The organism is Pseudomonas nitroreducens TX1 (assembly GCF_000313755.1).
GTDB classification, from domain to species: Bacteria; Pseudomonadota; Gammaproteobacteria; order Pseudomonadales; family Pseudomonadaceae; genus Pseudomonas; species Pseudomonas nitroreducens_A.
In genome coordinates, this window is record NZ_AMZB01000133.1 from 1 (window position 1) to 26887 (window position 26887).

28 protein-coding genes are annotated in these 26887 nt (G+C 66.0%); 19 read left to right on the top strand and 9 right to left on the bottom strand.

What is annotated here, in order from left to right; translation table 11 throughout:
* Window positions 1-197: 197 nt before the first annotated feature.
* From C167_RS0125040 to C167_RS0125085, 10 genes are all read left to right on the top strand, one after another.
* Window positions 198-2996: a monovalent cation/H+ antiporter subunit A gene (locus tag C167_RS0125040; RefSeq protein WP_017521058.1), complete on the top strand. Its 2799-nt coding sequence runs from the start codon at window positions 198-200 to the stop codon at window positions 2994-2996.
* Window positions 2996-3328, top strand: a complete 333-nt coding sequence (locus C167_RS0125045; protein WP_017521059.1) for a Na+/H+ antiporter subunit C — start codon at window positions 2996-2998, stop codon at window positions 3326-3328. The genes C167_RS0125040 and C167_RS0125045 overlap by 1 nt, the downstream gene beginning before the upstream one ends.
* Complete coding sequence (locus C167_RS0125050; RefSeq protein WP_017521060.1) at window positions 3325-4821, top strand: monovalent cation/H+ antiporter subunit D; 1497 nt, start codon at window positions 3325-3327, stop codon at window positions 4819-4821. Before C167_RS0125045 ends, C167_RS0125050 begins: the two co-directional genes overlap by 4 nt.
* Window positions 4818-5318 carry a Na+/H+ antiporter subunit E gene (locus C167_RS0125055; protein WP_017521061.1) on the top strand — a complete coding sequence of 167 codons (501 nt, stop codon included), beginning with the start codon at window positions 4818-4820 and terminating at the stop codon, window positions 5316-5318. Before C167_RS0125050 ends, C167_RS0125055 begins: the two co-directional genes overlap by 4 nt.
* Window positions 5303-5572, top strand: a complete 270-nt coding sequence (locus C167_RS0125060) for a K+/H+ antiporter subunit F (protein ID WP_017521062.1) — start codon at window positions 5303-5305, stop codon at window positions 5570-5572. The genes C167_RS0125055 and C167_RS0125060 overlap by 16 nt, the downstream gene beginning before the upstream one ends.
* Complete coding sequence (locus C167_RS0125065) at window positions 5569-5892, top strand: Na+/H+ antiporter subunit G (RefSeq protein WP_017521063.1); 324 nt, start codon at window positions 5569-5571, stop codon at window positions 5890-5892. Before C167_RS0125060 ends, C167_RS0125065 begins: the two co-directional genes overlap by 4 nt.
* Before the next feature lie 621 nt (window positions 5893-6513).
* On the top strand, window positions 6514-7419 hold the full coding sequence (locus C167_RS0125070) for a DMT family transporter (protein WP_017521064.1): 906 nt from the start codon (window positions 6514-6516) through the stop codon (window positions 7417-7419).
* A 38-nt stretch (window positions 7420-7457) separates the two neighbouring features.
* Window positions 7458-8558, top strand: coding sequence for a PLP-dependent cysteine synthase family protein (locus tag C167_RS0125075; RefSeq protein WP_017521065.1), 1101 nt, complete (start codon window positions 7458-7460; stop codon window positions 8556-8558).
* A gap of 17 nt (window positions 8559-8575) precedes the next feature.
* Complete coding sequence (locus C167_RS0125080; protein ID WP_017521066.1) at window positions 8576-9283, top strand: aspartate/glutamate racemase family protein; 708 nt, start codon at window positions 8576-8578, stop codon at window positions 9281-9283.
* Entirely contained in the window at window positions 9280-9531 is a 252-nt protein-coding gene (locus tag C167_RS0125085; RefSeq protein ID WP_017521067.1) for a hypothetical protein, read from the top strand. Before C167_RS0125080 ends, C167_RS0125085 begins: the two co-directional genes overlap by 4 nt.
* Before the next feature lie 230 nt (window positions 9532-9761).
* Here the strand turns inward: C167_RS0125085 and C167_RS0125090 are convergent, their stop codons facing one another.
* Entirely contained in the window at window positions 9762-10430 is a 669-nt protein-coding gene (locus tag C167_RS0125090) for a COG3650 family protein (protein WP_017521068.1), read from the bottom strand.
* Between the two features lie 76 nt (window positions 10431-10506).
* Between C167_RS0125090 and C167_RS0125095 the strand changes: the two genes are divergently transcribed.
* Window positions 10507-10905 (top strand): DUF488 domain-containing protein, encoded by a 399-nt coding sequence (locus tag C167_RS0125095; protein WP_017521069.1) that lies wholly within the window; start codon window positions 10507-10509, stop codon window positions 10903-10905.
* Between the two features lie 191 nt (window positions 10906-11096).
* Here C167_RS0125095 and C167_RS0125100 read toward each other — a convergent pair whose 3' ends face one another.
* Window positions 11097-11696: a short chain dehydrogenase gene (locus C167_RS0125100; RefSeq protein ID WP_017521070.1), complete on the bottom strand. Its 600-nt coding sequence runs from the start codon at window positions 11694-11696 to the stop codon at window positions 11097-11099.
* A gap of 95 nt (window positions 11697-11791) precedes the next feature.
* Between C167_RS0125100 and C167_RS0125105 the strand changes: the two genes are divergently transcribed.
* From C167_RS0125105 to C167_RS0125115, 3 genes are all read left to right on the top strand, one after another.
* On the top strand, window positions 11792-12721 hold the full coding sequence (locus C167_RS0125105) for a LysR family transcriptional regulator (protein ID WP_037006346.1): 930 nt from the start codon (window positions 11792-11794) through the stop codon (window positions 12719-12721).
* A 115-nt stretch (window positions 12722-12836) separates the two neighbouring features.
* Window positions 12837-13298 (top strand): glycine zipper 2TM domain-containing protein, encoded by a 462-nt coding sequence (locus C167_RS0125110; protein ID WP_017521072.1) that lies wholly within the window; start codon window positions 12837-12839, stop codon window positions 13296-13298.
* 20 nt (window positions 13299-13318) lie between these two features.
* The gene (locus tag C167_RS0125115) at window positions 13319-13780 is read left to right on the top strand and encodes a hypothetical protein (RefSeq protein ID WP_017521073.1); all 462 of its coding nucleotides are present in this window, start codon (window positions 13319-13321) and stop codon (window positions 13778-13780) included.
* Between the two features lie 77 nt (window positions 13781-13857).
* On the opposite strand, the gene C167_RS0125120 is transcribed toward C167_RS0125115, so the two are convergent.
* The 3 genes from C167_RS0125120 to C167_RS0125130 all read right to left on the bottom strand — a co-directional run bounded on the left by C167_RS0125120 (window position 13858) and on the right by C167_RS0125130 (window position 17400).
* Window positions 13858-15180 (bottom strand): aspartate aminotransferase family protein, encoded by a 1323-nt coding sequence (locus C167_RS0125120; RefSeq protein ID WP_017521074.1) that lies wholly within the window; start codon window positions 15178-15180, stop codon window positions 13858-13860.
* On the bottom strand, window positions 15177-16262 hold the full coding sequence (locus C167_RS0125125; RefSeq protein WP_017521075.1) for a phosphotransferase: 1086 nt from the start codon (window positions 16260-16262) through the stop codon (window positions 15177-15179). The genes C167_RS0125120 and C167_RS0125125 overlap by 4 nt, the downstream gene beginning before the upstream one ends.
* Before the next feature lie 109 nt (window positions 16263-16371).
* Window positions 16372-17400, bottom strand: a complete 1029-nt coding sequence (locus tag C167_RS0125130; protein ID WP_017521076.1) for an ABC transporter substrate-binding protein — start codon at window positions 17398-17400, stop codon at window positions 16372-16374.
* A gap of 297 nt (window positions 17401-17697) precedes the next feature.
* Here C167_RS0125130 and C167_RS0125135 point away from each other — a divergent pair, with 297 nt between their 5' ends.
* Window positions 17698-18432 carry an SDR family NAD(P)-dependent oxidoreductase gene (locus tag C167_RS0125135; protein ID WP_017521077.1) on the top strand — a complete coding sequence of 245 codons (735 nt, stop codon included), beginning with the start codon at window positions 17698-17700 and terminating at the stop codon, window positions 18430-18432.
* Window positions 18433-18504: 72 nt separating this feature from the next.
* Window positions 18505-19191, top strand: a complete 687-nt coding sequence (locus C167_RS0125140) for a GntR family transcriptional regulator (protein WP_017521078.1) — start codon at window positions 18505-18507, stop codon at window positions 19189-19191.
* Window positions 19192-19314: 123 nt separating this feature from the next.
* Here C167_RS0125140 and C167_RS0125145 read toward each other — a convergent pair whose 3' ends face one another.
* Window positions 19315-20514, bottom strand: coding sequence for a CaiB/BaiF CoA transferase family protein (locus tag C167_RS0125145; protein ID WP_017521079.1), 1200 nt, complete (start codon window positions 20512-20514; stop codon window positions 19315-19317).
* Window positions 20515-20774: 260 nt separating this feature from the next.
* Here C167_RS0125145 and C167_RS32935 point away from each other — a divergent pair, with 260 nt between their 5' ends.
* The 3 genes from C167_RS32935 to recJ all read left to right on the top strand — a co-directional run bounded on the left by C167_RS32935 (window position 20775) and on the right by recJ (window position 24427).
* Complete coding sequence (locus C167_RS32935) at window positions 20775-21953, top strand: sensor domain-containing diguanylate cyclase (protein WP_037006347.1); 1179 nt, start codon at window positions 20775-20777, stop codon at window positions 21951-21953.
* Between the two features lie 61 nt (window positions 21954-22014).
* Complete coding sequence (locus C167_RS0125155) at window positions 22015-22554, top strand: YaeQ family protein (protein WP_017521081.1); 540 nt, start codon at window positions 22015-22017, stop codon at window positions 22552-22554.
* 157 nt (window positions 22555-22711) lie between these two features.
* Window positions 22712-24427 (top strand): single-stranded-DNA-specific exonuclease RecJ, encoded by a 1716-nt coding sequence (gene recJ, locus C167_RS0125160; protein WP_017521082.1) that lies wholly within the window; start codon window positions 22712-22714, stop codon window positions 24425-24427.
* Window positions 24428-24658: 231 nt separating this feature from the next.
* Here the strand turns inward: recJ and C167_RS0125165 are convergent, their stop codons facing one another.
* Genes C167_RS0125165 through C167_RS0125175 form a run of 3 tightly spaced genes read right to left on the bottom strand, consistent with a single transcriptional unit; the run spans window position 24659 to window position 26684 of the window.
* Window positions 24659-24982, bottom strand: coding sequence for a hypothetical protein (locus C167_RS0125165; RefSeq protein ID WP_017521083.1), 324 nt, complete (start codon window positions 24980-24982; stop codon window positions 24659-24661).
* On the bottom strand, window positions 24979-25503 hold the full coding sequence (locus C167_RS0125170; protein WP_017521084.1) for a hypothetical protein: 525 nt from the start codon (window positions 25501-25503) through the stop codon (window positions 24979-24981). Before C167_RS0125170 ends, C167_RS0125165 begins: the two co-directional genes overlap by 4 nt.
* The gene (locus tag C167_RS0125175) at window positions 25500-26684 is read right to left on the bottom strand and encodes a PepSY-associated TM helix domain-containing protein (protein WP_026079268.1); all 1185 of its coding nucleotides are present in this window, start codon (window positions 26682-26684) and stop codon (window positions 25500-25502) included. Before C167_RS0125175 ends, C167_RS0125170 begins: the two co-directional genes overlap by 4 nt.
* Window positions 26685-26887: the final 203 nt, after the last annotated feature.

The following is a 26887-nucleotide window of genomic DNA, read 5'->3' on the forward strand; positions in this document are numbered from 1 at the left end:
CTGTCGCGCGCTATCGTTTGGGGGATCGCAAAATCTGCCGAAGCTCAATGCTGATGCGGCTCAAGCTTGCTATTTCGTAATAATTCAATCCATGACGCGTAATCGATAGATATGGATAATCGTCGTCTTTGCAAGCCGGCTGCCTGTGCGCGGGGTTGCCTGTCTGAACGCCGTGCGGCGGTGAAAAGGAGTGGGTCATGACGTTGGCGCTGATCATTGCGCTGCCTTTCCTCGGGGTATTGCTGCCGCTGCTCGCTGAGCGTTTCGGCCGCACCGCCTGCGCTGCCGCTACCGGCGGGGTGCCGCTCGCCGGGTTGATCCTGCTGATGTCCCAGCGCGCCGTGCTGGGCGCCGAGCCACTGGTGCAGCGCGTGGACTGGCTGCCGGAACTGGGCCTGAACCTCAGCCTGCGCCTGGACGGCCTGGGCTTCCTGTTCGCCCTGCTGATCCTCGGCATCGGCCTGCTGGTGATCCTCTACGCCCGCTATTACCTGTCGGAGAAGGAGCCTGCCGGGCGCTTCTTCGCTTTCCTGCTGCTGTTCATGGGCGCAATGCTTGGCGTGGTGTTGAGTGAAAACCTGCTGCTGATGCTGGTGTTCTGGGAACTGACCAGCCTCTCGTCGTTCCTGCTGATCGGCTTCTGGGGCCATCGCTCGGACGCGCGCAAGGGCGCGCGCATGTCGCTGGCGGTCACCGGTGGGGGCGGCCTGGCGCTGCTTGCCGGCATCCTGCTGATTGGCCACGTGGTCGGCAGCTTCGAGCTTTCCACGGTGCTCGGGGCCCGCGAGGTGCTGCAGGCCAGCCCGCTGTTCCCATTGGCGCTGTGCCTGGTGCTGCTCGGTGTATTCACCAAGTCCGCGCAGTTCCCGTTCCACTTCTGGCTGCCCCATGCGATGGCGGCGCCGACGCCGGTGTCGGCCTATCTGCACTCGGCAACCATGGTGAAGGCCGGCGTGTTCCTGCTGGCGCGCCTTTATCCGCTGCTGTCGGGCAACGACCTGTGGTTCTACCTGGTCAGCCTGACGGGCCTTGCAACCCTGCTGATGGGCGCCTTCATGGCGCTGTTCCAGAACGACCTCAAGGGCCTGCTGGCGTACTCGACCATCAGCCACCTGGGCCTGATCACTTTGCTGTTCGGGCTGGATTCGCCCATGGCCAACGTCGCGGCGATCTTCCACATCATCAACCACGCCACCTTCAAGGCCTCGCTGTTCATGGCCGCCGGGATCATCGACCACGAGACCGGCAGCCGCGACATGCGCCGCATCAACGGCATGTGGAAGTACATGCCGCACACCGCCGTGCTGGCGATGGTGGCGTCGGCGTCCATGGCCGGCGTGCCGCTGCTCAACGGCTTCCTCAGCAAGGAGATGTTCTTCGGCGAGACCCTGGCGCAGAACATGATGGGCAGCTTCAACTGGCTGATCCCGGCGCTGGCGACCCTGGGTGCGCTGTTCTCGGTGAGCTACTCGGTGCGCTTCATCCACGACGTGTTCTTCAACGGCGAGCCGATCAACCTGCCCAACCCGCACCCTCACGAGCCGCCGCGCTACATGAAGGTGCCGGTGGAAATCCTCGTGCTGATCTGCCTGCTGGTCGGCGTCATGCCGGGGATCATCGTCGGCCCCCTGCTGGCCGGCGCCGCCGCGTCGAGCCTGAACGGCGCGCTGCCCGAGTACAGCCTGGCAATCTGGCACGGCTTCAACGCTCCGCTGGCCATGAGCTTCGTCGCCACCGCCGGCGGTATATTGCTCTACGTGCTGCGCAAGCCGCTGTTCGACTGGTACGCCGGGTTGCCGGCGATGGATGCCAAGCGGGTGTTCGAGCAACAGGTGCAGCGAGTGGTGCGCTTTGCCGCGCGGGTTACCGACTACCTGGAGAGCGGCTCGCTGCAGCGCTATTCGATGTTGCTGGTGCTGGCCGCCGTGGTCGTGGTGTTCGCCGGCCTCGCGCCGTTGCCGGGTATCGAAGGTAACCGGGCGCAGACGCCGTTGGACGGCATCACCGCCCTGGGCCTGGTCCTGCTGGCCATCTCCGGGCCGCTTACCGTCTGGTTCCACCGTCAGCGCCTGACCGCGCTGGTCATTCTCAGCATCGCCGGCCTGCTGGTGGCGCTCGCCTTCGCCCGCTTCGCCGCGCCGGACCTGGCGCTGACCCAGCTGTCGGTGGAGGTGGTGACCATGGTCCTGCTGATGCTGGCGCTGTACTACCTGCCGGCACGCACGCCGAAAACCTCCAGCAGCTTGCGCCGCCTGCGCGATTTCGTGATCGCCATGGGTGCCGGGGTGATGGTCACGCTGCTGGCCTACGCCGTGCTCACCCGCCCCTATGACAGCATCGCTGGCTACTACCTGGAGAACAGCGTCACCGGTGGCGGCGGACACAACGTGGTGAACGTGATCCTGGTGGACTTCCGGGGCTTCGATACCCTGGGCGAGATCACCGTGCTGGCGATTGCCGCGGTCGGCATCTTCGCGCTGCTGGACGGCCTGCGCCTGCTGCGCCGCGAGGCTGACGACGAGGGGCGCGCCTGGGCGAAAGACCGCTTCCCGCCGATCCTCGCCACGCTGTCGCGCCTGCTGCTGCCGCTGGCGCTGCTGGTCTCGGTGTTCATCTTCCTGCGCGGGCACAACCTGCCGGGCGGCGGGTTCATCGCCGGGCTGATCACCTCGGTAGCGCTGATCCTCCAGTACATCGCCTGCGGCAGCCGCTGGGTGAGCACGCGCCTGCCGCTGGACTACAGCCGCCTGGCCGGCGTCGGTGTGCTGATCGCAGGGCTGACTGGCCTGGGCGCCTGGTTCTTCGGCTTCCCGTTCCTCACCTCGGCATTCGGCCACTTCCACATTCCGCTGGTGGGTGATATCGAACTGGCTACCGCCATGCTCTTCGACCTGGGCGTGTACTTCACTGTCGTCGGCGCGACGCTATTGATCCTTTCGGGCCTCGGTTCGGTCACCGCACCACCGGAGCCCGTGCTGTCCAAGGAGGCGCCCTGATGGAAGCGCTTTTCGCCATCGCCCTCGGCCTGCTGACCGCCAGCGGCGTCTACCTGCTGCTGCGCGCACGCACTTTCCCGGTGGTGCTGGGGCTGACCCTGTTGTCCTACGCGGTCAACCTGTTCCTCTTCGCCATGGGCCGGCTGGCCGGCGACCCGGCGGTGATCGGCCAGGTCGCCAACGCCGGAGACCCGATTCCCCAGGCGCTGGTGCTGACCGCCATTGTCATCGGTTTCGCCATGACCGCCTTCGTCATCGTGCTGGCCCTGCGCGGGCTGGCGGAAACCGGCGGTGACCATGTGGATGGTGGAGAAGGGGAGGACGGTCGATGAACCACTGGCTGATCCTGCCCGTCCTGCTGCCGCTGTTAGCCGGCTGCGCGCTGCTGCTGGTGGGCGAGCGTTGGCAACGCGGCCTGTCGCTGCTCGCGACCGTGGCACTGCTGCCGCTTTCCGCCGTGCTGCTGCAACAGGCCGACAGCGGCGTGGTGCAGTTCTACGCGCTGGGCAACTGGCAGCCGCCGTTCGGCATCATCCTGGTGCTGGACCGTCTCAGTGCGCTGATGATCGCTGCCACCGCGCTGCTCGCCAGTCTGTCACTGATCTACGCGGTGCGTGGGGATGACCGGCGTGGCAAGCGCTTCCATGCGCTGTTCCAGTTCCAATTGCTGGGGCTGAACGGGGCGTTCCTCACCGGCGACCTGTTCAACCTGTTCGTGTTCTTCGAGATCCTGCTGATCGCCTCCTACGCGCTGCTGCTGCATGGCGGCGGGGCCGGAAGGGTGCGCGCGGGGTTGCATTACGTGGTGCTCAACCTCGTCGGCTCGGCGTTCTTCCTCATTGCGGTGGGCATGCTCTACGGCATCACCGGCACCCTGAACATGGCGCACATGGCCGAACGTGTGGCCCAGCTGAGCGCCGAGCAGGCGCCACTGGTGCGTGCGGCAGCGTTGCTGCTGCTGGTGGTGTTCGGCCTGAAGGCGGCGCTGCTGCCACTGTACTTCTGGCTGCCCAAAGCCTATGCCGAGGCCAGCGCCCCGGTGGCGGCGCTATTCTCGATCATGACCAAGGTGGGCATCTACTCCATCCTGCGGGTCTACACGCTGATCTTCGGCGAGCAGGCCGGCGAACTGGCGAACCTCGCGCAGGCCTGGCTGTGGCCGCTGGCGCTGGCCGGGATAGTCGCCGGTGCGCTGGGCGCGCTGGCGGCGACCACGCTGCAAGGCCTGCTGTCCTACCTGGTGGTGGTTTCTGCCGGCACGCTGCTGGCGGCCATTGCGCTGGACACGCCGGAGGCGCTGTCCGCCGCGCTCTACTACCTGCTGCACAGCATCTGGGTGGCCGGCGGCCTGTTCCTGCTGGCCGATCTCATTGCCCGCCAGCGTGGCGACAAGGGCGGCCGACTGGTGCAGGGGCCGGCGCTGCTGCAACCGCATCTGCTGGGTGGTGCGTTCTTCTTCGGTGCTATTGCGGTCGCCGGCTTGCCGCCGCTGTCGGGCTTCCTCGGCAAACTGATGCTGTTGCGTTCGGTGAGTGGCGGCAGCGACGCCATTGCGTTGTGGAGCGTGGTACTGGTCAGTGGTCTGGTCACCCTAGTCGCGCTGAGCCGCGCCGGCAGCACGCTGTTCTGGCGGACCGGCCTGAGCGTGCTGGGCAGCGCCAATCGCGAGCCGGTGAAAATGCTCGCCGCTTTCGGCCTGCTGGCCAGCGCTCCGCTGATGGTGGTCGCCGCGCGGCCGCTGATCACTTACGCGCAGGCCACGGCGGCGCAGTTGCTGGATGCCGGGCTCTACCGCCAGGCGATCCTGCTGGGAGGTGGCGCATGATTCGGCGCATCCTGCCGCACCCGTTGCTCAGCGGCGTGCTGCTGCTGAGCTGGTTGTTGCTGGTCAATGATTTCTCCCTCGGCCACTGGCTGCTCGGTGCTTTCCTCGGCCTGACGATCCCGCTGCTGTGCCGCAACCTGTTGCTGGCCGCGCCGCGCATCCAGCGGCCGGGTCTGCTGCTGCGCTTCATCGGCCTGGTGCTCTATGACATCGTGGTCGCCAACCTGCAGGTGGCGAAACTGGTGCTGGGGCCGAAGGCGAAACTGCAACCGGGCTTCGTCGAGATTCCCCTGGAGCTGACCGATGACCTGGCCATCAGCATCCTCGCCAGCGTCATCACCCTGACCCCGGGCACCTGTTCTGCCGACCTGTCCGTCGACCGCCGCACACTGCTGGTCCACGGCATCGACGTACCGGACCCACAGGCGCTGGTGGCGGACATCAAGGCGCGCTACGAGGCGCCGCTGAAGGAGGTGTTCCCGTGCTCGGCATCGTGATCCCGATCTGCCTGGCGCTGTTGGGCGTCGCCGTGCTGCTCACCGTAGCGCGGCTGATCCGCGGGCCGTCGGTGGCGGACCGCATCCTCGCGCTGGATACCCTGTCGATCAAAGCCATCGCGCTGATCGTGCTGTTCGGCATCTGGAAGGGCAGCGGCCTGTACTTCGAGGCGGCGCTGCTGATCGCGGTGATGGGCTTCGTCAGCACCGTGGCGCTGTGCAAGTTCCTCCTCCGGGGAGACATCATCGAATGATCATTGAAGCGTTGGTTTGCCTGCTGTTGCTCGCCGGCAGCCTGTTCGCCCTGCTCGGTGCCATCGGCCTTTACCGCCTGCCGGACTTCTACACGCGCCTGCATGCGCCGACCAAGGCCTCGACCCTGGGCGTGGGCGGAATCGTCCTGGCTTCGCTGCTGTATTTCAGCTCGCGTGGCGAAGGCGTCAGCCTGCATGAGGTCCTGATCACCGTGTTCCTCTTCATCACCGCGCCGGTGAGCGCGCACCTGCTGGCCAAGGCGGCGATGCAGCAGCGCGTGCCGGTGGAGCGGGGGACCCAGGGTAAGCCCTGGGACTGATTTTGAGTCTTGTTGGCGATACTTCTGGATTGGGTGTTCCGCGTCGCTTCGGCGTGCGCGTGGGCTTTTCGTTTCGCCCCCTCGGGCGAGTTACTTTTCCAAACGACGGAAGGCCGCCCCCCCAAAAAGTAACCAAAAGGCTTGCCCCGGACATCCGGTTTTTCGCTTAGGCGAAAAATTCCCTCGTTGAAGCGAAGTTTCAGGGGCACGCCGCGAAGGGCCATCCCTGGCCCATCGCGGCTCTCGCGGCATCCATGCCGCTCAACCCCTGAAACTCCGCTTCAACGAGGCCTCCTGAACAGGGCCGTTCGGAGTGCGCGGGTGTTTCTCTGGAAGCCTTCAGAGCCGGAGCCGGGAAGTTTTTCGTAGGAGCGGACCTTGTCCGCGAATTCCCTTGCGGCGGAAGCGAATCTTTCAGGATCACGCCAAATCATCCCGCCAACTGTAGGAGCGAGCTTGCTCGCGAACCGCGTCAGCGATGGAGTTGCCGGTGAATCTGTTCGCGAACACGCTCGCTCCTACGAAAGATATCCAGCCCATACAGTTTCCCCGCGATTCTGTACCTGTCGGCCGCCAGTGCGCGCCTCCTATACTCCGGGGACCTTTTGACTGGAGCGTCCCGTGCAGCAATCCCGGCCGTTCGCCCTCGCGTGCCTGGTGCTGGCCATGGCGCTCTGGGGCAGCTCGTTCATTGCACTGAAATTCGCCTTCCAGGAAATGCCGGCCATGTGGGTGATCTTCGCTCGCATGGCGCTGGGCAGCCTGATCTTCCTCGCCGCCTGGCGCTGGCGGGGACGCGTCGATTACCGCTCCGGCGACTGGAAGTGGCTGCTGGCGCTGGCCGCCTGCGAGCCCTGCCTGTACTTCATCTTCGAGTCCCTGGCGCTGCAGCAGACCAGCGCCGCGCAGGCCGGGATGATCACCGCGCTGTTGCCGCTGCTGGTGGCAGTCGGCGCGTTCTTCCTGCTGCATGAGAAGATCGCCCGCAACACCTGGCTGGGCTTCGCCCTGGCGGTGCTCGGCTCGCTCTGGCTGACCCTGGCCAGCGAGCCGGACAGCCACGCGCCCAATCCGCTGCTGGGCAATTTCTACGAGCTGCTGGCGATGCTCTGCGCCACCGGCTACACCCTGCTGCTCAAGCACCTGTCGGCGCGCTACTCGCCCTTCATCCTCACCGCCATGCAGGCGTTCATCGGTTCGCTGTTCTTCCTGCCGCTGGCGCTGACGACCTCCGGCCTGCCGGCGGCGCCCGGCCCGACCGGCTGGTTCGCCCTGGTGTACCTGGGCAGCGTGGTCACTGTCGGTGCCTATGGCTTGTACAACTTCGGCGTCAGCCGCCTGCCGGCGAGCCAGGCCACTGGCTTCATCAACCTGATCCCGGTGTTCACCCTGGTATTCGCCGCGCTGCTGCTGGGCGAGGTACTCAGCGGTCAGCAGGCGCTGGCCGCCGGCCTGGTGTTCGCCGGCGTCGCCCTCAGCCAATGGCGCAGCGCGCCGCCCACAGCGCCCGCCGGTGTGCTGGACTGAACCTATTGAATCGCTTGCCCTGCCAGGAGAACGACACGATGGCGACCCAGGAACGCAACTGGACCCGAGAGGCGATCCGCATCATCGAAGCGGATTTCCAGCGCAGCGCCGATACCCACCTGATCCCCCTGGACATGCCCGGCCTGCCGGGCGTGGACCTGTATTTCAAGGACGAGTCGAGCCACCCCACCGGCAGTCTCAAGCACCGCCTGGCGCGCTCGCTGTTCCTCTATGCGCTGTGCAACGGTTGGCTGAAGCCGGGGGCGCCGGTGATCGAGGCGTCCAGCGGGTCGACGGCGATCTCCGAGGCGTACTTCGCCCGCCTGGTCGGCCTGCCGTTCATCGCCGTGGTGCCCGCCAGCACCTCGAAGGAAAAGATCGCCCAGATCGCCTTCTACGGCGGCCAGGCTCACCTGGTGGAGGACCCGACGCAGATCTACGCCGAGTCCGAGCGGCTGGCGAAGGAAACCGGCGGCCACTTCATGGACCAGTTCACCTACGCCGAACGCGCCACCGACTGGCGGGCGAACAACAACATCGCCGAGTCGATCTTCCAGCAGTTGCGCCACGAGCGCTTTCCCGAGCCGGCCTGGCTGGTCTCCAGCCCCGGTACCGGCGGCACGCTGGCGACCCTGGGGCGCTTCGCCCGCTATCGCCGGCATGACACCCGCGTGCTCTGCGCCGATGCCGAGCGCTCGGTGTTCTTCGAGTCCTACAAGACCGGCGATCGTGACCTGACCCTGAGCTACGGCTCGCGCATCGAGGGCATCGGCCGGCCGCGGGTGGAGGCGTCCTTCCTGCCCAACGTGCTCGACGCCTGCTGCAAGGTGCCGGACGACCTTTCGCTGGCCGCCATGCACTATCTCGCCCAACGCCTGGGCCGGCGCGTCGGCGGCTCCAGCGGCACCAACCTGATCGGCGCGCTGCTGGCTGCGCGGCAGATGGTGGCGCGGCGCGAGAGTGGCTCGGTGGTGGCGATCCTGTGCGATGGCGGTGAGCGCTACGAGACCACCTACTACAACCCGTTGTGGCTGATCTCCCAGGGCTTCGACCTCGATCCGCTGATCGAGGCCGTGCGCCAGTGCGCCGAGCACGGCGCCGCGCTGCCCGGCGATCTGCCCTGCATCGGACTGGACTGATACCCATGGAGGGAAGCATGAAAACCATCGGCCTGATCGGCGGCATGAGCTGGGAATCGACCATTCCCTATTACCGGCAGATCAACGAACGCATCAAGGAACGCCTGGGTGGCCTGCACTCGGCGAAGGTCGCGCTGTTCAGCGTGGACTTCCACGACATCGAGCGCCTGCAGCATGCCGGCGAGTGGGACGCCGCCGGCCGTGTGCTGGCTGATGCGGCGCGTTCGCTGAAGGCGGCGGGCGCGGACTTCCTCGTGCTCTGTACCAACACCATGCACAAGGTGGCGCCGGCCATCGAGGCGGCGGTGGATATCCCGCTGCTGCACATCGCCGACCCGACCGCCGAGGCGATCCGCGCGGCGGGCGTCTCCACGGTCGGCCTGCTGGGCACGCGCTTCACCATGGAGCAGGCGTTCTACAAGGATCGCCTGGTGGAGAAGTTCGGACTGAAGGTGCTGACGCCTAACGAGGCCGATCGCCAGGTGGTGCACCGGATCATCTATGAGGAACTGTGCCTGGGGCGGATTCGCGACGAGTCGCGGGAAGAGTACCGGCGCATCATCGGGGCATTGGTGGAGCAGGGCGCGGAAGCGGTGATCCTCGGCTGCACGGAAATTTCCCTGCTGGTCGGCGCGGCGGATTCGTCGGTGCCGCTGTTCGATACCACTGCATTGCACGCCCTGCACGCGGCCGACGCCGCTCTTCGAGGAGGACCCGGAGCATGAGTTTCATCAGCCTGAAGGTACGCGCGGCGTTCATCATGCACGGCTACGACGAGCAGAACCGCGAGGTGATCGAGCAGGTCTCGGACCCGGATTTCGTCGAGAAGCTGGTGCGCGTCGAGCGCATCCAGTCGATCAGCGAGAAGTACGTGCTGGTCACCGCCAGCGATGGCCGGCTGGCGTACTGGGAGTACGAGGGCGAATTCGCCGTGCTCAAGGCACGATTGATGGCGGCGGGGTTGCTGATCTAGCGGGGGCCGCTCCTACCTGAAATATCGTGCCTAGGCATGCCCTGGCTGCGCGCCCCGCTCCGAAGGGAGAGGGAGCTATCCGTGCCGGCTGACGCCATTGATTCAGCCGACGCCGAACCGGTCCCCTCTCCCTTCAGGGAGAGGGTTAGGGAGAGGGGAAGTCCCAGGCACGAACTATCAGAAGAAGACAGTTGCTCCTAGGTCTCCGGGGTGTTCGCAGCCGGGTGTGATCAATCGCCGCTGGAGCCGCCCGGATAGGCACACCCGCGCATGACCTTGTTATCCAGGCGCAGCTCGGCGGAGAGGTTACTCAGCGCGCCGCTCATGCTGTCCTGGCAGCGTGCCGGGGCGACCCAGAGTTCGACCTTCTCGCCGTTGGCTTCGCTGGAATAGCTGGTGCTGCCATCGGGTACGCCTTCGGCGATATACGGTAGCGCCAGCGACTCCTTGCCCGGTTGCTCGATCAGCATGCCCTGGCTGTTCACCAGTACGCTCCAGCCCGGCTCATTGCCGTGGGCGCGGACCACCGCGCGCTTGAAGTTCGGGTCGTCGCAGCCGGAGCCTTCGTTCTGCAGGCGATAGACCTTGGCCACCTCCAGCTTGCCGTCGGTCCCCTGGGCGCTGCTGCCGCTGAAGCTGCCGCGCAGGTCGGCGTACAGCGAGGTGGCGCCGTCGTTGAACATCTCCAGCGCGTCGCGGGGCAGGCCGGTATTGCCGGTGTCCTCGATGCTGAAGCGGCGCTGCTCGGTGCAACTGCGGAACACCAGCTTGCCGTCCTGACGAGTCAGTTCGCCCTGCAGGCGGGTGGAAGCATTAAGATCGGTCTTGTTCGGCGTCCACACCTGGCAGGCGGCGAACAGGGGCAGCAGGCTGAACAGAATGAAACGGCTGGATCGCATGGAACGGGCTCCCTCGAAAGTGCGCCCACGTTACCCAGCGAAGCCGGCCATCTCAAGCCGACGAGGAGGTTTTCGGATGATTCGTTGCAAGCGCGCCTATGAACCGGCGACGAAGGATGATGGCCAGCGGGTCCTGGTGGATCGCCTGTGGCCACGGGGAATTCGCAAGGAAGACCTGCACATGCTGCAGTGGGCCAAGGAGGCCTCGCCGTCCAACGAACTGCGCCAGCGCTTCCACCACGATCCGGGTCTGTTCGAGGACTTCCGCAAGGCCTACCACGGCGAGCTGAATGCCCACCCGGAGCACTGGATCGGGATGCTGGACCTGGCGCGCAAGGGTACGCTGACGCTGCTTTATGCGGCCAAGGACGAGGAGCACAACAACGCCCGGGTGCTGGCGGAGTTCCTCGAGGACGAGTTGGAGAAGCAGGGCGAGGGGAGTTCGCCGGTGTGCTATGCCGGGAGGGCCGAGTAGGGGCGGTTCGCGAGCAAGGCCAACGACTGACGCAGAATGTAGGGCGTATAACGTTCGACGTTATACGCCGTTTGTCCTGCCCCCAGCGCGCTCCGAGTGGGCATTGCCAGCGCTATCGAGCCACGGATTATCGGCGTACAACCGCGAACGGTTGTACGCCCTACGTCAGCGGACGGGGTGAGGCCGTTGGTTTACCAGATCTTGTACACCTGCCCGCTCTGCTTGCCTTCCACGCTGCGGGCGAAGCCCAGCGCGGCATCGGCGGCCGGCACCGGCTTGAAGCCGCGGAAGAACGGCGCGTAACCTTCCATCGACTCCACCAGCACGTTCGGGCTCACGGCATTGATCCGCTGACCGCGCGGCAGCTCCAGTGCGGCACTGCGCACGAAGCCTTCCACTGCGCCGTTCACCAGGCTGGCCGAGCTGCCCAGGACGATGGGCTGTTCGCTGAGGATGCCGCTGGTGAGGGTGAAGGACGCCCCGTCGTTGGCGTACTGACTGCCGATCAGCACCAGGTTGACCTGGCCCATCAGCTTGTCCTTCAGGCCGACCGCCATTTCCGCCTCGCCCATTTCAGAAAGCGCGCCGAAGTGCACCTTGCCGGCGGCGCTGATCAGCGCGTCGAAGCCGCCGACCTGTTCGAACAGTGCGCGGATCGAGGCGCTGTCAGTGATGTCCACGCGATAGTCGCCGCTGCTGCGGCCGACGCGGATGATCTCGTGGCGTGGTGACAGTTCGTTGTCGACCGCCCGGCCGAGGGTTCCGCTGGCGCCGATCAGGATGATTTTCATAAGCACTCCACTGAGGTGTTTGGCTGAAAGTGAATTCAGTCTAGAGTGGCTTTCTGTTTTGATAATCCAGCCAATCGATAACCTTTGGTTTTCATATGGAAACAATCGCCAGTGACTTGGAAGCTCTCGCCGCCTTCGCCGTGCTGCTCGAAAGCGGTAGCTTCACCCGTGCGGCCGAGAAGCTCGGCTGCAGCAAGGGCCAACTGTCCAAGCGGATGTCCGCGTTGGAGCGGGCGTTGGGGGCGACGCTGTTGCACCGTACGACACGGCGTCTGTCGCTGACCGCCGCGGGCGCTGCGCTGTTGCCCGAGGCCCAGGCGCTCAACATACAGGCGGCACGGGCGCGGCAGGCGGTGCTGGCGTTGCAGGAGGAGGCGCAGGGCAAGGTCCGGCTGAGTGTGCCGGTGTCCTTGGGCGAGACCTTCTTCGATGCCTGGCTGATGGAGTTTTCCCGTCAGTACCCGGACATCCGTCTGGAGCTGGACCTGTCCAACGAGCGCCGCGACCTGATGGCGGACGGTTTCGACCTCGCCATCCGCTCGGGCAGCCTGGCAGTGGACGAGCGTCTGGTGGCGCGGCCGCTGTTCGCCCTTCAGGAGCTGACCTGCGCGACACCGGCCTATCTCGCCGAGCACGGCGTGCCGCAGGCTCCCGCGGAGCTGGCCGCACATTCCTGCCTGCAGAACACCCACTATCAGGACAGCGACGTCTGGCTCTACCAGCGCCACCACGAACTGTTCCGTGTGACAGTGAATGGCCTGCTGGCGAGCAACCACTACACCCTGTTGAAAAAAGCGGCTCTGGCCGGCGCAGGGATCAGCCGACTGCCGTCCTACATGATTCAGCAGGAATTGGCTGAAGGCAGCCTCGTCTGGCTGCTGCGTGATTACCAGACCCGCACCCAGCCGGTGTTCCTCATTCACCCGTACCAGAGGCGCCTGCCGCGCCGCACGCAGCTTCTGGCGGACTATCTGCTGCGCTGGTTCGAACGCAGTCGGATGCAACTGATTGCCCTGGAAGGCTGAAAGAAAGTTCGTTCAGCTTCGTTCAGCGTTGGTTCAGAGAGGGTTCAGGGGGAGTTCAGGGACCGCTCGTTAGGCTTTTCACCATCACTTTTGAGAGCCTTCCGAGGTCAACATCATGAATCGTCCCACGCTGCTTCTGACTGCCCTGATTGCCAGCGCCGCTCTGCTGAGCGGCTGCGCTTCCAACCTGTCGGGTTCTTCCTACTCCCGTGCGGATGCCCGCGCCGTGCAGAACGTGCGCATGGGTACTGTCGAGTCCCTGCGGCCGGTGCAGATCGAAGGCACCAAGACGCCTATCGGCACCCTGGCCGGCACGGCGGTCGGCGGTATCTCCGGCAACTCCATCGGCGGCGGCCGCGGCAAGGCCATTACCACCATTCTTGGCGGCGTTGCTGGCGGCGCGGCAGGCTCGGCGGTGGAAGAGGGCATCACCCGCACCCAGGGCGTCGAAATCGTGGTCCGCGAGGATGACGGCGGCACCCGCGCCTATGTCCAGGCGGTGGATTCCCAGCAGTTCCGAGTCGGTGATCGCGTTCGCATCCTGTCCGTCAACGGCGCCAGCCGCGTGACCCTTTGAGCTGACGCGGAGAGCCCACCATGCGCCGCCTGTTGATCGCTCTGTTGCTGACCCTCGGCTGTGGCACCGCTATGGCCGATGACGACGGGGGATTCTGGTACCTGCAGACCAGCGTCTACACCACCCACTGGACCCACGATCCGGAGCACAACAACCACCAGGAACTGATCGGCCTCGAGCGTAACCGCGCCGATGGCATCGTCTGGGGCGGCGCGACCTTCAAGAACTCCTTCAGCCAGCGCTCCAACTACGTCTACGCCGGCAAGCGCTTCGACTGGGAAGGCACGCCGTTCTACGCCAAGGTCACAGGCGGCGCGCTGCAGGGCTATCGTGGCGACTACCGCGACAAGATTCCGCTGAACCGCTTCGGCGTGGCGCCGGCGATCATTCCTTCGGTCGGGGCGCATCTGGGGCCGGTCGGTGCCGAATTCGTGGTGTTGGGCGGCTCGGCGGCGATGATCAACGTCGGCGTGCGCTTCTGACCTTTCTGTCAGCCGAAATGAAACGGGCCGCGATGCATGTGCATCGCGGCCCGCGTCGTTTCTGAAGGAGGTAAGTGTCAGGCGGTGACGTCCTTCAGCGACTTGTCCAGGCAATCGATGAACAGCTCGGCATGTTCCTGCTCGAAGGCCAGCAACGGGCGAATCTTCAGGATGTTTTCCAGTGGACCGGCGGCGCTGATCAGCACGCCGCGCTCGCGCATGCCGTTGACCACCTGGCGGGTCTGGTTGGCGGCGGGAGACTTCGACGCGCGGTCGGTGACGAGTTCGACGCCGAGGAACAGGCCCGCGCCGCGTACGTCGCCGATCAGTTCATGGCGCTCGGCCAACTGGCGGATGCCGTCAGCGAGGAAGGTGCCGATACGCTGGGAGCGTTCCTGCAGCTGCTCGTCGCGGATCACGTCGAGCACCGCCTGGGCGGCTGCGCAGGACACCGGGTTGCCGCCGAAGGTGTTGAAGTAGCGCACCTCGCGACCGAAGCTTTCGAGGATTTCCGGGCGCACCACCACACCGGCGATGGGCTGGCCGTTGCCCATGGGCTTGCCGAGGGTAACCAGGTCCGGTTGCACGCCGTGGCGCTGGAAGCCCCACATGGTGTCGCCGGTGCGGGCGAAGCCGCTCTGCACTTCGTCGGCGATGTAGAGCAGGCCTTCGTCCTGGGCGACCTTCACCGCTTCGGCGAGGAAACCGGCCGGGCCTGCCAGCACGCCGTCGCTGGCGAAGATGCCATCGAGCAGCAGCGCGGCGGGCTTGATGCCGTGGGCGCGCATATCGGCGATGGCGGCGCGCACGTCGTCGGCGAACAGCTTGCCGACGTTCTCCAGACCCAGCCGGTAGGCGTCCGGCGCAATCACGGTGCGGGCGTGGGCGGGCAGGGTGATGCCGGCGCCGAGGGACGGCGACAGTTCGGAAATGGTCCCGGTGACGCCATGGTAGGCGAAGCGGGTGATGATCACCCCGGTGCCGCCGGTGTACTGGCGGGCGATGCGCAGGGCCAGGTCGTTCGCCTCGCTGCCGGTGCAGGTGAACATCACCTGGTCCAGGCCAGCGGGGAAGGTGGCGAGCAGGTCCTCGGCGTAGTCGAGGATGCCTTCCTGCAGGTAGCGCGTGTGGGTGTTCAGCACTGCTGCCTGGTTGGCGATGGCCTGCACCACGCGCGGGTGGCAGTGGCCGATGGAGGCGACGTTGTTGTAGGCGTCGAGATAGCGGTTGCCCTGGTTGTCGTAGAGCCACACGCCCTCGCCGCGCACGGTGTGCAGCGGACGCTCGTAGAACAGCCGGTAGGCCGGGCCAAGCAGGCGCGCCCGGCGCTCGATCAGGCGGCGCTCCTGTGCGCTCAGGCGCTCGGCATCGGCGGCGCTGAATCCGTTGGGCATGGTCATGGGCGGGGCTCCTCTTCTTTCCTGGCGGCTTGGCAGGCCGCAATGATCTGCTCCTGCGCCTGTTCCCGGCTCAGGCTGGCCAGGCCTTGCAGGCTCTGCCAGGCGTGGCGGGTGTTGCGCAGGATGTAGTCGCGGTTCTCGGGGTGCAGGCTGGCGCGCCAGGCCGTGATGCTCAGGGTCATGATCAACCGCGTGGCGATCAGGTCGGCGAGGATTTCCTGTTCCTCGACCAGCAGCGGGCAGCGGCGGTGGTAGGCGGCGATCATTTCGCAAGCGGTGGCCAGCGGTGCGTCCGGTTCGCCCACCTGGTAGGCGGCGGCGACGCCGAGGTCGTTGATCAGCGGCGCATGGACCATGTCGCCGAAGTCGAGGATGTTGCGTACCTGGTCCGGGTGCTGGGCATCGACTATGACGTTGTGCGGGTTCAGGTCGTTGTGGATGACCTGGGCGCGCAGCGTGGCCTGGCGGGGCAGGGCATGGCGCTCGAAGTTGTCGAGGAAACGCTCGACCAGAGCGCGTTGCTCCCGGTCCTGAATGTAGGCCAGCAGGTTGCGCAGGCGCGAGGCGTGCTTGAGGTCCCAGAGCAGTTCGTGACCGGCGGTGGCCGGGTGCTCGAACCCCTTGAGCGCCAGGCCCAGGCGGGCTAGGTCGTCGCCCAGGTTCTCGCGCAGGGCGCGGCTGCGCTGATGCACGCGGTGCAGCGGAACGCCGTCGACGAAGGAGAACAGCCGGGCAATCATCGGCTGGCCGTCGACGGTGAGGGGAATCTGGTGCTCGCCGTTGAGCGAAGGGTGGACGCGCTGTACGGCCAGGGTCGGGTCCTGCGCCTCGACACGGAGCAGGGCGCGGGTCTGGAAGTCCACGACCTGTGGGTCTTCCAACGGGTGCGAGAGCTTCAGCAGGCGGTCGTCGCCATGGCCGCAGGCGATGTGGAAATTCAGGTCGCGCTCGCCGGCGAGGCGGTGCAGCGTGCCGCGCTGGCCGAAGTATTCCTCGGCGATGGCAGCGGCCTGGGCGTCGCTCACCTGGGCGGGGGCCGCTTCCAGCAGGTGGTCGTGGACGGGAGCGGTATTGAGGGGCACGGGTACATCTCCAGCAGGATTCAGCGAGGTGTTGCGGGTCGAGCGGTGTTTCCAGAGTGCGGCGAACAAGTGCGACCGCCCGGCGTGGAGCCGAGCGGTCGGCGCGGGCTTACTTGCTGGCCCAGGCGTTGAAGCGCTGTTCCAGCTCTTCGCCGTGGTCGATCCAGAACTCGGTGTCCATGGCGCGCGCGTTCTCCAGGTTCTGCGGCGCGGTGGGCAGCTTCGCCGCGATGGCCGGGTCGATCAGCGGGATGGTGTTCTTGTTGGTCGGGCCGTAGGGGATATTCTCGGCGAAGACCTTCTGGTGCTCGGGCTTGTTGGCCAGCGCGATGAACTGCTCGGAGAGGTCCTTCTTCGGACTGCCCTTGACGATGGCCCAGTGGTCCAGGTCGTAGATGCTGCCGTTCCACTGCATGGCGAAGTCGCGGCCTTCCTTCTGCGCGGTGGCGACGCGTCCGTTGTAGGCGCTGGTCATCACCACGTCACCGGCGGCCAGCCACTGCAGCGGTTGCGCACCGGCCTCCCACCACTGGATATACGGCTTGATCTCGTCGAGCTTCTTGAACGCGCGGTCCACACCTTCCTTGGTGCCCAGCACCTTGTACAGGTCGGCCTGCTTCACGCCGTCGGCTTCCAGGGCGAATTCCAGGGTGAACTTGGCGCCACGGCGCAGGCCGCGCTTGCCGGGGAATTTCTTCACGTCCCAGAAATCGGCCCAGCCGGTGGGCGCGCTGGCGAGCTTCCGGGCGTCGTAGGTGAGCACGGTGGACCAGATGAAGATACCCACGCCGCAGTCGCTTACGGCAGCGTCGAGGAAGTCCTCGCGCTTGCCCAGCCTGGACCAGTCGAGCTGCTCGAACAGGCCTTCGCTGCAACCACGGATCAGCTCCGGGGATTCCACCTCGACCACGTCCCAGCTGGTCTTGCCGGTGTCGGCCATGACCTTGATCTTGGCCATCTCGCCGTTGTACTCGGCGCCCTGGACGGTGACCTTGGCCTGCTGCTCGAAGGGTTTGTAGAAGGCCTTTTCCTGGGCCACCTTGTTGTCTCCACCGAAGGACACCACGGTGAGTGTTTCAGCCTGGGCCTGGGTGGCGGCGCCGGCCAACATCATCAGTGCTATGGCTTTCTTGAACATGCGATGACTCCTGAGCGGGCCAATCCGGCCCATGAATAAGAGGGCAGCTTCAAGAGTGGGGCGCTACGCCGGATCAAGCTGGAAGGCCGGCTGATACGCCCTCGGACATCAGGGAGAAGAACGGGCGGAACGGGTGAAGTCGATCATGGGAAGGTGCTCCGTTTCTTGTTGTTGTTCGGATAGCTCGTAGTAGGACCAAGCTGGGCCGATTAAAACATCTTCCAAAACATGATGCATCATGTTTTTATTGGCGACATAGGTCCACGGACCCAAACGAACAGCAAAGGGGATGCACTTATGAACCAGACCCGTACCTTGCTTCTCACCGGCGCCAGCCGCGGCATCGGCCACGCCACGGTGAAGCACTTCAACGCCGCCGGCTGGCGGGTGTTCACCGCTTCGCGCCAGGACTGGAGCGCCGAATGCCCCTGGGCCGAAGGGTTGATCAACCACATCCACCTCGACCTGGAAGACATCGACAGCGTGCAGGCCAGCCTGCCGATGATCCGCGAGAAGCTCGGTGGCACCCTGCATGCCCTGGTGAACAACGCCGGTATCTCGCCCAAGGGCCCGGAAGGCGAGCGCCTGGGCGTGTTGGGCAGCGACTACGGCACCTGGCTCAAGGTGTTCAACGTCAACCTGTTCTCCACGGCCTTGCTGGCGCGCGGGCTGTTCGACGAGTTGAAGGCGGCCAAGGGCTCGGTGATCAACGTCACCTCCATCGCCGGCTCCCGCGTGCATCCGTTCGCCGGTGCCGCCTATGCCTGCTCGAAGGCCGCGCTGGCAGCGCTGACCCGCGAGATGGCCCACGACTTCGGCCCGCACGGTGTGCGGGTGAATGCCATCGCGCCCGGGGAAATCGACACGGCCATCCTGTCCTCGGGCACCGAGCTGATCGTCGAGCGCGACATTCCCATGCACCGCCTGGGCAAGCCGGAGGAGGTCGCCTCGCTGATCCACTTCCTCTGCACCAGCGGCGCGTCCTACGTGAACGGCGCGGAAATCCACGTCAACGGCGGCCAGCATGTGTGAAACCGGTTGGCATTCGCAGCGAGCAGCGACCATCATGCGCGCCCGAATTCCGCACCACGCGATGAGACGGCCATGAACTACCCGATCGAAGGGCTCAATCATTCCTACCTGGGCAGCGGCGTGTACGCGCTTCTGCGCGAGGCTTTGATCACCGGTCGCTTCAAGCCCGACGACCGCCTGCGCATCCGCGACCTCGCCCAGCAGCTTGGCACCAGCGTCACCCCGGTGCGCGATGCCATCCTGCAACTGGCCAAGGAACAGGCGCTGGTGCTCAAGACGCCGCGTGACATCCGCGTGCCGTTGCTGACCCGCGAGCAATACCTGGAGATCCGCAGCATCCGCGTTGCGCTCGAAGGCCTTGCCGCGCAGACCGCCGCCGAACGCGCCAGTGACGCGCAGCTGGATGATCTGGAAGCCAACATCCGCGAGAACCTCGACGCGATTCACGCCGACGATCTGGTGCTGGCGCTCAAACTCAACCAGGCCTTCCACTTTGCCCTCGCCGACATCGCCGGCATGCCGCTGCTGCGTGCCTTCCTCGACAGCCTGTGGATGCGCACCGGCCCGCTGATCGCCCAGGCCTACGCCGACTTCAACGAACGCATGGCCATCGAGCACCACTGGGATGTCCTGCGCGCCCTGCGCGAACGCAACGGCGCCGCCGCACGCGAGGCAATCCACGCCGACCTGCTGGACGGCAGTGAAAAGATGCTGGAGTTCATCGCCCAGACCGAACAACCGGAGCAGGAAGCCGGCTGACCGATCCCGGCGCGCGAATGTAAGACCGGCCGTCCTGTAGGAGCGAGCTTGCTCGCGAACCGCTTGGCGCGGCGATAGGCGGCGAAATCCTTCGCGAGCAAGCTCGCTCCTACAAGTCTCGTGTCAGACGGCGCCGACCTTGCGCAGCGCGGCGATAGTCGTCGCGTCGTAACCCAGCCCGCTCAGCACCTCATCGGTATGCTCGCCCAGCTTGGGCCCGATCCACTCGGCGCTACCGGGGGTGTCGGAGAGCTTGGGCACGATGCCCGGCATGCGGAACGGCTTGCCATCCGGCAGCTTCGCCGAGAGGAACATCTCGCGGGCGAGGAATTGCGGGTCGCTGAACATGTCCTCGGCGGAGAAGATGCGGCTGGCCGGTACTTCGGCTTCGCTCAGCACCTTGAGCACCGTCTCCAGCGATTCGGAGCGCGCCCAGCGGTCGATGATGCCGTAGAGCTCATCGCGCCGTGCATCGCGGCCGTCGTTGCTGGCAAGGGCCGGGTCTTCGGCGAGATCGAGGCGGCCGATGGCGGTCATGAAGCGGCGGAAGATGGCGTCACCGTTGGCTGCGATCTGCACGTGCTTGCCATCCGCCGTGGTGTGCACGGAGGACGGCGTGATACCGGGCATGATGTTGCCTGTGCGCTCGCGGATGAAACCGAACACGTCGAACTCCGGAACCATGGACTCCATCATGGCGAACACCGCCTCGTAGAGCGCCACGTCGACCACCTGGCCGGGGCCGCCGTTCACCTCGCGATGCCGCAGCGCCATCAGCGCGCCGATCACGCCCCACAGCGCGGCGATGGAGTCGCCGATGGAAATGCCGGTGCGCACCGGCGGACGATCCTCGAAACCGGTGATGTAGCGCAGCCCGCCCATGGATTCGCCCACCGCGCCAAAGCCGGGCTGATCCTTGTAGGGGCCGCTCTGGCCAAAGCCGGACAGGCGCACCATGACCAGCTTCGGGTTCAGCGCATGGATCACCTCCCAGCCCAGGCCGAGCTTTTCCAGCACGCCGGGGCGGAAGTTCTCGATCAAGATGTCGGCCTCGGCCAGCAGCTTCTTCAGCACCTCGCGGCCGGACTCATGCTTGAGGTTCAGCGTCAGCGAGCGCTTGTTGCGCGCCTGCACGAACCACCACAGCGAGGTGCCTTCGTAAAGCTTGCGCCACTTGCGCAACGGATCGCCGCCATCGGGGGATTCGACCTTGATGACGTCGGCGCCGAATTCCGCGCACAGGCGCGAGGCGAAAGGGCCGGCGATCAGGGTGCCGAGTTCGATGACCTTGAGGCCGGCGAGGGGTTTGGCGGTGCTGTTCATCGGTCTGTCCGATCAGATGGGAATCGCCGGACTCTAACCCTTGTGCGTCGCTTCGAACAGGCCGCCGGGCAGACGCCTGGCAACGGCGCTTTGCGCCGACCTTTGGCGCGCGTAGAGTAGCGGCATTCAAGGATGTTTCTTACTTCAGCTCGCCGGTTTTCGGACAGGTACACCGTGATGCGCTCGCCGATTCGCAAACAGCCCCTTGGCCTGGCGGCATTCCCCGACGAATGCGCGCAGGCGGGTGGCGAGGGGGCTGCATGACGTTGCATTTGCCGACGCTGGTTGTCGTCGACCTCTACGTCCTGACCCTGGTAGGTGTGCTGATGGCTTTCGCCTGGCACAGCGGCCGCCGCGACCCGACCCTGGGCTACATGAGCGCCGCGCTGCTGCTGGGCGCCATCGGTACTTTCCTCGGCACCCTGCGTGGAATGGGCTTCGACTGGGTGGCGATCCTGCTGGGCAACGTTGTGCTGCACCTGTCTTCGGCCATGACCTGGACGGCCATGCGCGTCTTCGCCGGGCGCAAGCCGAACTGGCCGCTGATGGGGACGGGCGCTGCGCTCTGGGCGGTGCTCTGCCTGGTCCCGGCTTTCTACGAGTCCCTTCCCGCGCGAGTGCTGGTCAGCACGGCGATCACCATTGCCTTTTGTCTGGCATCCATCGCCGAGCTCTGGCGCAGTCGCCTCAAGCTGGAAGTGGAGCTACGCCCGACCCTGGCGCTGCTGGTCCTGCATACCATCGTCTACGGTGTGCGCCTGGTGGTGGATCGCGGCATGCCGTTCGCCAGCGTCGCCAACAACGGCCAGGGCTCGACCTTCTTCACCTTCCTGGTCTTCGAGACCATGCTGTTTGCCATCGGCATCGCCTTCGCCACCCTGGCGATGGTGAAGGAGCGCGCCGAGCTGCAGTTCCGCAGCGCCGCCCTGAGTGACCCACTGACCGGGGTGGGTAACCGCCGCGCCTTCATGGAAACCGGCGAGCGCCTGCTGCGCCTGTGCGCCGAGCGCGGCGAGCAGGCCTCGCTGCTGCTTTGCGACCTGGACAACTTCAAGCGCCTCAACGACTCCTTCGGCCACCCCGCCGGCGACCGCGTGCTGGTGGAATTCAGCCGCATCACCGCCTCGCGCATGCGCAAGCACGACCAGTTCGCCCGCATCGGCGGCGAAGAATTCGCCTGCCTGCTGGTGGCGGCCGATACCGAGGGCGCCTGCCAGGTGGCCGAGCGGGTGCGCCGCGAGTTCGCCGAGCTGCCTTTCATGGCCGAGGGCCAGTTGAGCGTGAGCATTGGCATCGCTACCACGCGCGAGGCGGGGCATGACCTGCTGCGCCTGTTATCGCTGGCCGACCAGGCGCTCTATGCTGCCAAGGCCAAGGGCCGCAACCGCATCGAGCTGGCCGCGCCTGAGCCCGGAGCCGACCGACGTCCGCGCACTTGAGCCACGGTGGCGGCGCTTTCGCGGTAGACTTGCCGCCTTCGAAAATTCGCCGGGAACTCCCATGGCCCTGTCCGCCACGCCCTACAAAGCCGATATCAGCCTGACCGACCTCGACCGGGGGGTCTACGAGACCCTGCGCTTCACCGTCGCCCGTCATCCCTCGGAAACCGAGGAGCGCCTGGCGGTGCGCCTGCTCGCCTACGTCATCTGGTACAACGAGCAGCTGGCGTTCGGACGCGGCCTGTCCGACGTGGAAGAGCCCTCGCTCTGGGAAAAGAGCCTGGACGACCGCGTGCTGCACTGGATCGAAGTCGGCCAGCCCGACGCTGACCGGCTGACCTGGTGCTCGCGCCGCTGCGAGAAGCTGACCCTGGTCGCCTATGGCAACCTGCGCGTGTGGACCACCAAGGTGCTCGACAGCGTGCGCCACCTGAAGAACCTCAACGTCGTCGCCATGCCCCAGGACGCGCTGGAGGAAATCTCCCGCGATTTGCCGCGTTCGATCAACTGGACCGTGATGATCAGCGAAGGGACCATCTTCGTGACCGACGAGCGCGGCCAGCACGAGCTGCAGGTGGAATGGCTGATGGGCGAACGCTAATCGCGCTAGCTGTGCGTCGGCCCGGCTGCGTTGGAAGTAGGCCCGGGCGTGCTCATTTACTAAAGTAAACTCCGCCGCCCGTGCCTACTTCCGCCTTGCCGTGCTCTAGCTCGCAAGGCGCGAGATAAGAGTCGAGAAAGGAATAGTTGGAAGCCTGATGCGCATTGAATCCCGCCCCCTCCCGCCAACCCTGCCCGACCTGGGCGACCTGCCGCCGCTGTTGACCCGTCTTTACGCCGCCCGCGGCGTACAGAGCGCCGCCGAGCTGGACAAGGGCCTGGCGCGGCTGATCCCGTACCAGCAGCTCAAGGGTGTGGACGCGGCGGTGGAGCTGCTGGTCGATGCGCTGGAAAAGGGTCAGCGGATTCTCTACGTCGGCGACTTCGACGCTGATGGCGCTACCGCCAGCAGCGTCGGCGTGCTGGCGCTGCGCATGCTCGGCGCGGCCTGGGTCGATTACCTGGTGCCCAACCGCTTCGAGTACGGCTACGGCCTGACCCCGGAAATCGTCGCCGTGGCGCTGGAGAAGGGCCCGGAGCTGCTGGTGACCGTGGACAACGGCATCTCCAGTATCGACGGCGTGGCCGCCGCCAAGGCCGCCGGCCTGCGCGTGCTGGTCACCGACCACCACCTGCCGGGGCCGGAGCTGCCCGCCGCCGATGCGATCGTTAACCCGAACCAGCCCGGCTGCGATTTCCCCAGCAAGGCCATGGCCGGTGTCGGTGTGATCTTCTACGTGATGCTCGCTCTGCGCGCCCGCCTGCGTGAACGCGGCTGGTTCGCTGCGCGCGGTATCGCCGAGCCGAACCTCGCCGAACTGCTCGACCTAGTGTCCCTGGGCAGCGTCGCCGACGTGGTGCCGCTGGACGCCAACAACCGCATCCTGGTGCACCAGGGCCTCGCTCGCATCCGTGCCGGCCGCGCCCGCCCAGGCCTGCGTGCGCTGCTGGAGGTCGCCGGGCGCGATTGCCGGCGCATCACCTCCACGGACCTAGGCTTCATCCTCGGCCCGCGCCTGAACGCCGCCGGCCGCCTGGATGACATGTCTCTGGGGATCGAGCTGCTGCTCTGTGAGGACGAAAGCGTCGCCCGTGACATGGCCGTGCAGCTCGACCAGCTCAACCAGGACCGCAAGGCCATCGAGCAGGGCATGCAGCGCGAGGCGCTGGCCCAGCTCAAGGAGCTGCCGATGGAAGAGATGCCTTTCGGCCTGTGCCTGTTCGACCCGGAATGGCACCAGGGCGTGATCGGTATCCTCGCCTCGCGCCTGAAGGAGCGTTACCACCGCCCGACCATTGCCTTCGCCGATGCCGGCGATGGCACGCTCAAGGGCTCGGCGCGTTCGGTACCGGGGTTCCATATCCGCGATGCGCTGGACGCCGTGGCGGCGCGCCACCCGGGGCTGATCAGCAAGTTCGGAGGTCACGCCATGGCCGCCGGCCTGTCGCTGCCGCAGGAAAACTTCGGCGCCTTCGCCGCCGCCTTCGATGCCGAGGTGCGCCGCCAGCTGGATGAAGACGATCTCACCGGCCGCCTGCTCTCCGACGGCCAGCTGGGCGCCGAGGAGTTCCACCTGGAACTGGCCCGCGCCCTGCGCCAGGCCGGGCCCTGGGGCCAGCATTTTCCCGAGCCGCTGTTCCACGGCATCTTCCAGATCGTCCAGCAGCGCGTGGTCGGCGAGCGTCACCTGAAGCTGGTGCTCAAGACCGAATGCGGCTCGCTGCAGCTCGACGCCATCGCCTTCAACATCGACCGCGAAATCTGGCCGAACCCCACCGTGCGCTGGGCGGAAGTGGCCTATAAGCTGGACGTCAACGAGTTCCGCGGCAACGAAAGCGTGCAACTGATGGTGGCGCATATCGCGCCGCGCTGAGAGGGCTTCAGGTCTGCGCGCTCACTGGCACAGGCAGGAACATCTGTCTGCTACTGAAAATCCGTGCCTGGGATCCCCCTCTCCCCCCGCCCTCTCCCTGAAGGGAGAGGGCGCCGCTCGGTATGGCCGGGAAGTACGGCGTTCCGCTTGCTGCCGTTCAGTCCCCTCTCCCTTCAGGGAGAGGGTTAGGGAGAGGGCCGATTCTTGCGCCGAGCTATCCCGTTGCGAAGCTCAGATGCCTTTGATCTCGCTCGGCTCGACCTCGACCTGATACCCCGGCCCGACGTCGAAGAGGATGTAGAAGCCCTCGGCGGGGCGCTTGAAGGTCAGGCTGGAGTCCGCGCCGAGCTTGCCGGGCAGCAGCACTTTGTTGTCGGCAGCGCTCATCACGTCAAGGGTTACGCCCGGTGCGGCGCTGCCGTCGGTGAAGCCGCCAACGCAGCGGATGGTTTCGGCATCCAGCGCCTTGCATTCGCAGAAGGGCGCATGGGCCAGGGCGCTGGCGCTGAGGGTGAAGCCCAGCAGCAGGGCGCTGCAGGAGAGGATCGCGTTCATGGAGTGCTCCGGGTCTTTTCCAGCCAGGCCACCAGCGAGGGCGAGGCCTTGTCGAGAGGGACCTGCGCCTGGTGCACGGCGCCGTCCCAGCCTTCTACGGTCAGCCACAGCTGATCGCTCGGAGTGACGCGGGCCGGGATGGTGACCTCGGCGAACAACTGGTGCGGCGTGCCGGTGAAGAGGCCACCGGCGGCGCGCAGGCTGCGCGGTTCGCCGATGCGCAGGTAGGCGGCCTTCACCTGTGCAGAACAGCTGTCGCAGAAGGCCAGGGTAAAGGCCTTGACGAAGCCCGCGCGGCCTTCGTCCTCCGGATCGCCCACTTCCCATTCGGCCATGCGCGCGGTCCACGGTCCGACCTGCACGGCGCCGAACTCGCGCTCGCCCAGGCCACGCAGGCCGCGGTCCAGCTTCGCCTCGTGGAAGTACTGCGGCATGAAGCCCAGCGGGATCAGCACCAGCAGGGCGCTGAGGTGGAATCGCCAGCGCAGCCACTGGCGGTGCAGCGTGCTGTGGCCGCTCATTGGATGGCCTCCGGGGTGGCCGCGACGGTGTTCCGCTCGCCGGCTTTCTGCTTCTTCAGTTCCTTGGCGGTGGCGATCAGGGTGCGCTTGCTCCAGATCATCAGGCCGCTGAGCACCATCATGCTGAGGATCAGGCCGAACACGAACCAGATCAGCTTGACCCACAGGCCACCGAAATCGCCGGTGTGCAGCGGTCGCATGGACTCGGTGACGAACTCCAGGCCCGTGCGGTCGCCCAGCAGGCGGGTCGCCGCCACGCTGCCGTCATAGGGATTCACCTGGGCGCTTTCGAACATCAGCGGATACCAGGCCTTGCCGAAGATCGTCACCGGATCGTAGGCGCTGGCCGGGAGGCGGAAGAAGTTCGCCTCGAAGCCCGGAATGCGTTGCTGGGCAGCCAGCACCGCGGCGTCGAGGCCGATGCGCGGCGGTGCGGCGCCGTTCTCGCCCAGCGGGATGCTGTCGCGCTGGATGATGGTCGGCACGCCTTCGCTGGAGATGGAGATGCTGTTGTCGTAGAGCACCGCCTGGATCAGGAACCAGGTGCCGGTGATGGAAATCACCGCAATGAACCAGATCGACCAGATACCCATCAGCCGGTGCAGGTCGCCCCAGAAAATCCGCGCGCCCTGGCGCAAGCGCAGGGTCGGTTTGAGGAAGCCGCGCCAGAAGCGTTTGTAGACCACCAGCCCGGTGACCAGCGAGGCCAGCATCGGCAAGCCCAGCAGCGAGACCAAGTACCAGCCCCAACTGAAGCCGTGGGTGAAGGGCACCAGCCACCAGCCGTGCAGCGCGCGGGTGAACTGGCGGAAGTCGAACAGCGGCGTCTTGCCCTGGATGACCCCGGTGTAGGGGTTCACATAGAGCGTGGCGGTGGAGCTGTCGGGGTAAGTCACCTGCGCCAGCAAGGCGAAGTGCGCTTCGGTCGGCGCGCTGAGCATGCGCACCGCGGCCTGCGGCTGCTGTTCGGCGACGGCAGCCAGTACCTGATCGTAGCCCAGACGTGGTGCGTCGCCGTCCGGTGCATTGGCGCGCACCGCCGGGTCGACCAGCCAGACGATCTCCTGGCTCACCGTCGCCAGGGTGCCGGTGATGCACACCAGCAGTACGAAGAACCAGATGGGCAGGGCCAGCCAGCTGTGGACCAGGAACCAGAGCCTGGAGCGGGATTTCTTGGACATGGGGTCACGGTCACGCAAAGGGGAGGAAGGGAAAGGGCTCCTCCCGGACCAGGCCGCAGAGGTGCGAAAACACCCAGTCGCAGCGGTGCTCTAGGAATAAGGACGGATGAGATCGAAAAACCGGCCAGCTGCAGTTGCAAACAAATGTTTCGGAACGCATTGGCCGGACTTTTCGATTTATTTACACAATTTCGCTGCGTGTT

Coding starts and splice junctions, on each gene's coding strand:
- C167_RS0125130 (WP_017521076.1), bottom strand. CDS start 17,400: ATGTTCAAGAAAGCCATAGCACTGATGATGTTGGCCGGCGCCGCCACC.
- C167_RS32935 (WP_037006347.1), top strand. CDS start 20,775: ATGACGTTGCATTTGCCGACGCTGGTTGTCGTCGACCTCTACGTCCTG.
- C167_RS0125105 (WP_037006346.1), top strand. CDS start 11,792: ATGGAAACAATCGCCAGTGACTTGGAAGCTCTCGCCGCCTTCGCCGTG.
- C167_RS0125055 (WP_017521061.1), top strand. CDS start 4,818: ATGATTCGGCGCATCCTGCCGCACCCGTTGCTCAGCGGCGTGCTGCTG.
- C167_RS0125075 (WP_017521065.1), top strand. CDS start 7,458: ATGGCGACCCAGGAACGCAACTGGACCCGAGAGGCGATCCGCATCATC.
- C167_RS0125135 (WP_017521077.1), top strand. CDS start 17,698: ATGAACCAGACCCGTACCTTGCTTCTCACCGGCGCCAGCCGCGGCATC.
- C167_RS0125175 (WP_026079268.1), bottom strand. CDS start 26,684: ATGTCCAAGAAATCCCGCTCCAGGCTCTGGTTCCTGGTCCACAGCTGG.
- C167_RS0125040 (WP_017521058.1), top strand. CDS start 198: ATGACGTTGGCGCTGATCATTGCGCTGCCTTTCCTCGGGGTATTGCTG.
- C167_RS0125100 (WP_017521070.1), bottom strand. CDS start 11,696: ATGAAAATCATCCTGATCGGCGCCAGCGGAACCCTCGGCCGGGCGGTC.
- C167_RS0125095 (WP_017521069.1), top strand. CDS start 10,507: ATGATTCGTTGCAAGCGCGCCTATGAACCGGCGACGAAGGATGATGGC.
- C167_RS0125045 (WP_017521059.1), top strand. CDS start 2,996: ATGGAAGCGCTTTTCGCCATCGCCCTCGGCCTGCTGACCGCCAGCGGC.
- recJ (WP_017521082.1), top strand. CDS start 22,712: ATGCGCATTGAATCCCGCCCCCTCCCGCCAACCCTGCCCGACCTGGGC.
- C167_RS0125090 (WP_017521068.1), bottom strand. CDS start 10,430: ATGCGATCCAGCCGTTTCATTCTGTTCAGCCTGCTGCCCCTGTTCGCC.
- C167_RS0125110 (WP_017521072.1), top strand. CDS start 12,837: ATGAATCGTCCCACGCTGCTTCTGACTGCCCTGATTGCCAGCGCCGCT.
- C167_RS0125170 (WP_017521084.1), bottom strand. CDS start 25,503: ATGAGCGGCCACAGCACGCTGCACCGCCAGTGGCTGCGCTGGCGATTC.
- C167_RS0125115 (WP_017521073.1), top strand. CDS start 13,319: ATGCGCCGCCTGTTGATCGCTCTGTTGCTGACCCTCGGCTGTGGCACC.
- C167_RS0125140 (WP_017521078.1), top strand. CDS start 18,505: ATGAACTACCCGATCGAAGGGCTCAATCATTCCTACCTGGGCAGCGGC.
- C167_RS0125085 (WP_017521067.1), top strand. CDS start 9,280: ATGAGTTTCATCAGCCTGAAGGTACGCGCGGCGTTCATCATGCACGGC.
- C167_RS0125155 (WP_017521081.1), top strand. CDS start 22,015: ATGGCCCTGTCCGCCACGCCCTACAAAGCCGATATCAGCCTGACCGAC.
- C167_RS0125145 (WP_017521079.1), bottom strand. CDS start 20,514: ATGAACAGCACCGCCAAACCCCTCGCCGGCCTCAAGGTCATCGAACTC.
- C167_RS0125080 (WP_017521066.1), top strand. CDS start 8,576: ATGAAAACCATCGGCCTGATCGGCGGCATGAGCTGGGAATCGACCATT.
- C167_RS0125120 (WP_017521074.1), bottom strand. CDS start 15,180: ATGACCATGCCCAACGGATTCAGCGCCGCCGATGCCGAGCGCCTGAGC.
- C167_RS0125050 (WP_017521060.1), top strand. CDS start 3,325: ATGAACCACTGGCTGATCCTGCCCGTCCTGCTGCCGCTGTTAGCCGGC.
- C167_RS0125065 (WP_017521063.1), top strand. CDS start 5,569: ATGATCATTGAAGCGTTGGTTTGCCTGCTGTTGCTCGCCGGCAGCCTG.
- C167_RS0125165 (WP_017521083.1), bottom strand. CDS start 24,982: ATGAACGCGATCCTCTCCTGCAGCGCCCTGCTGCTGGGCTTCACCCTC.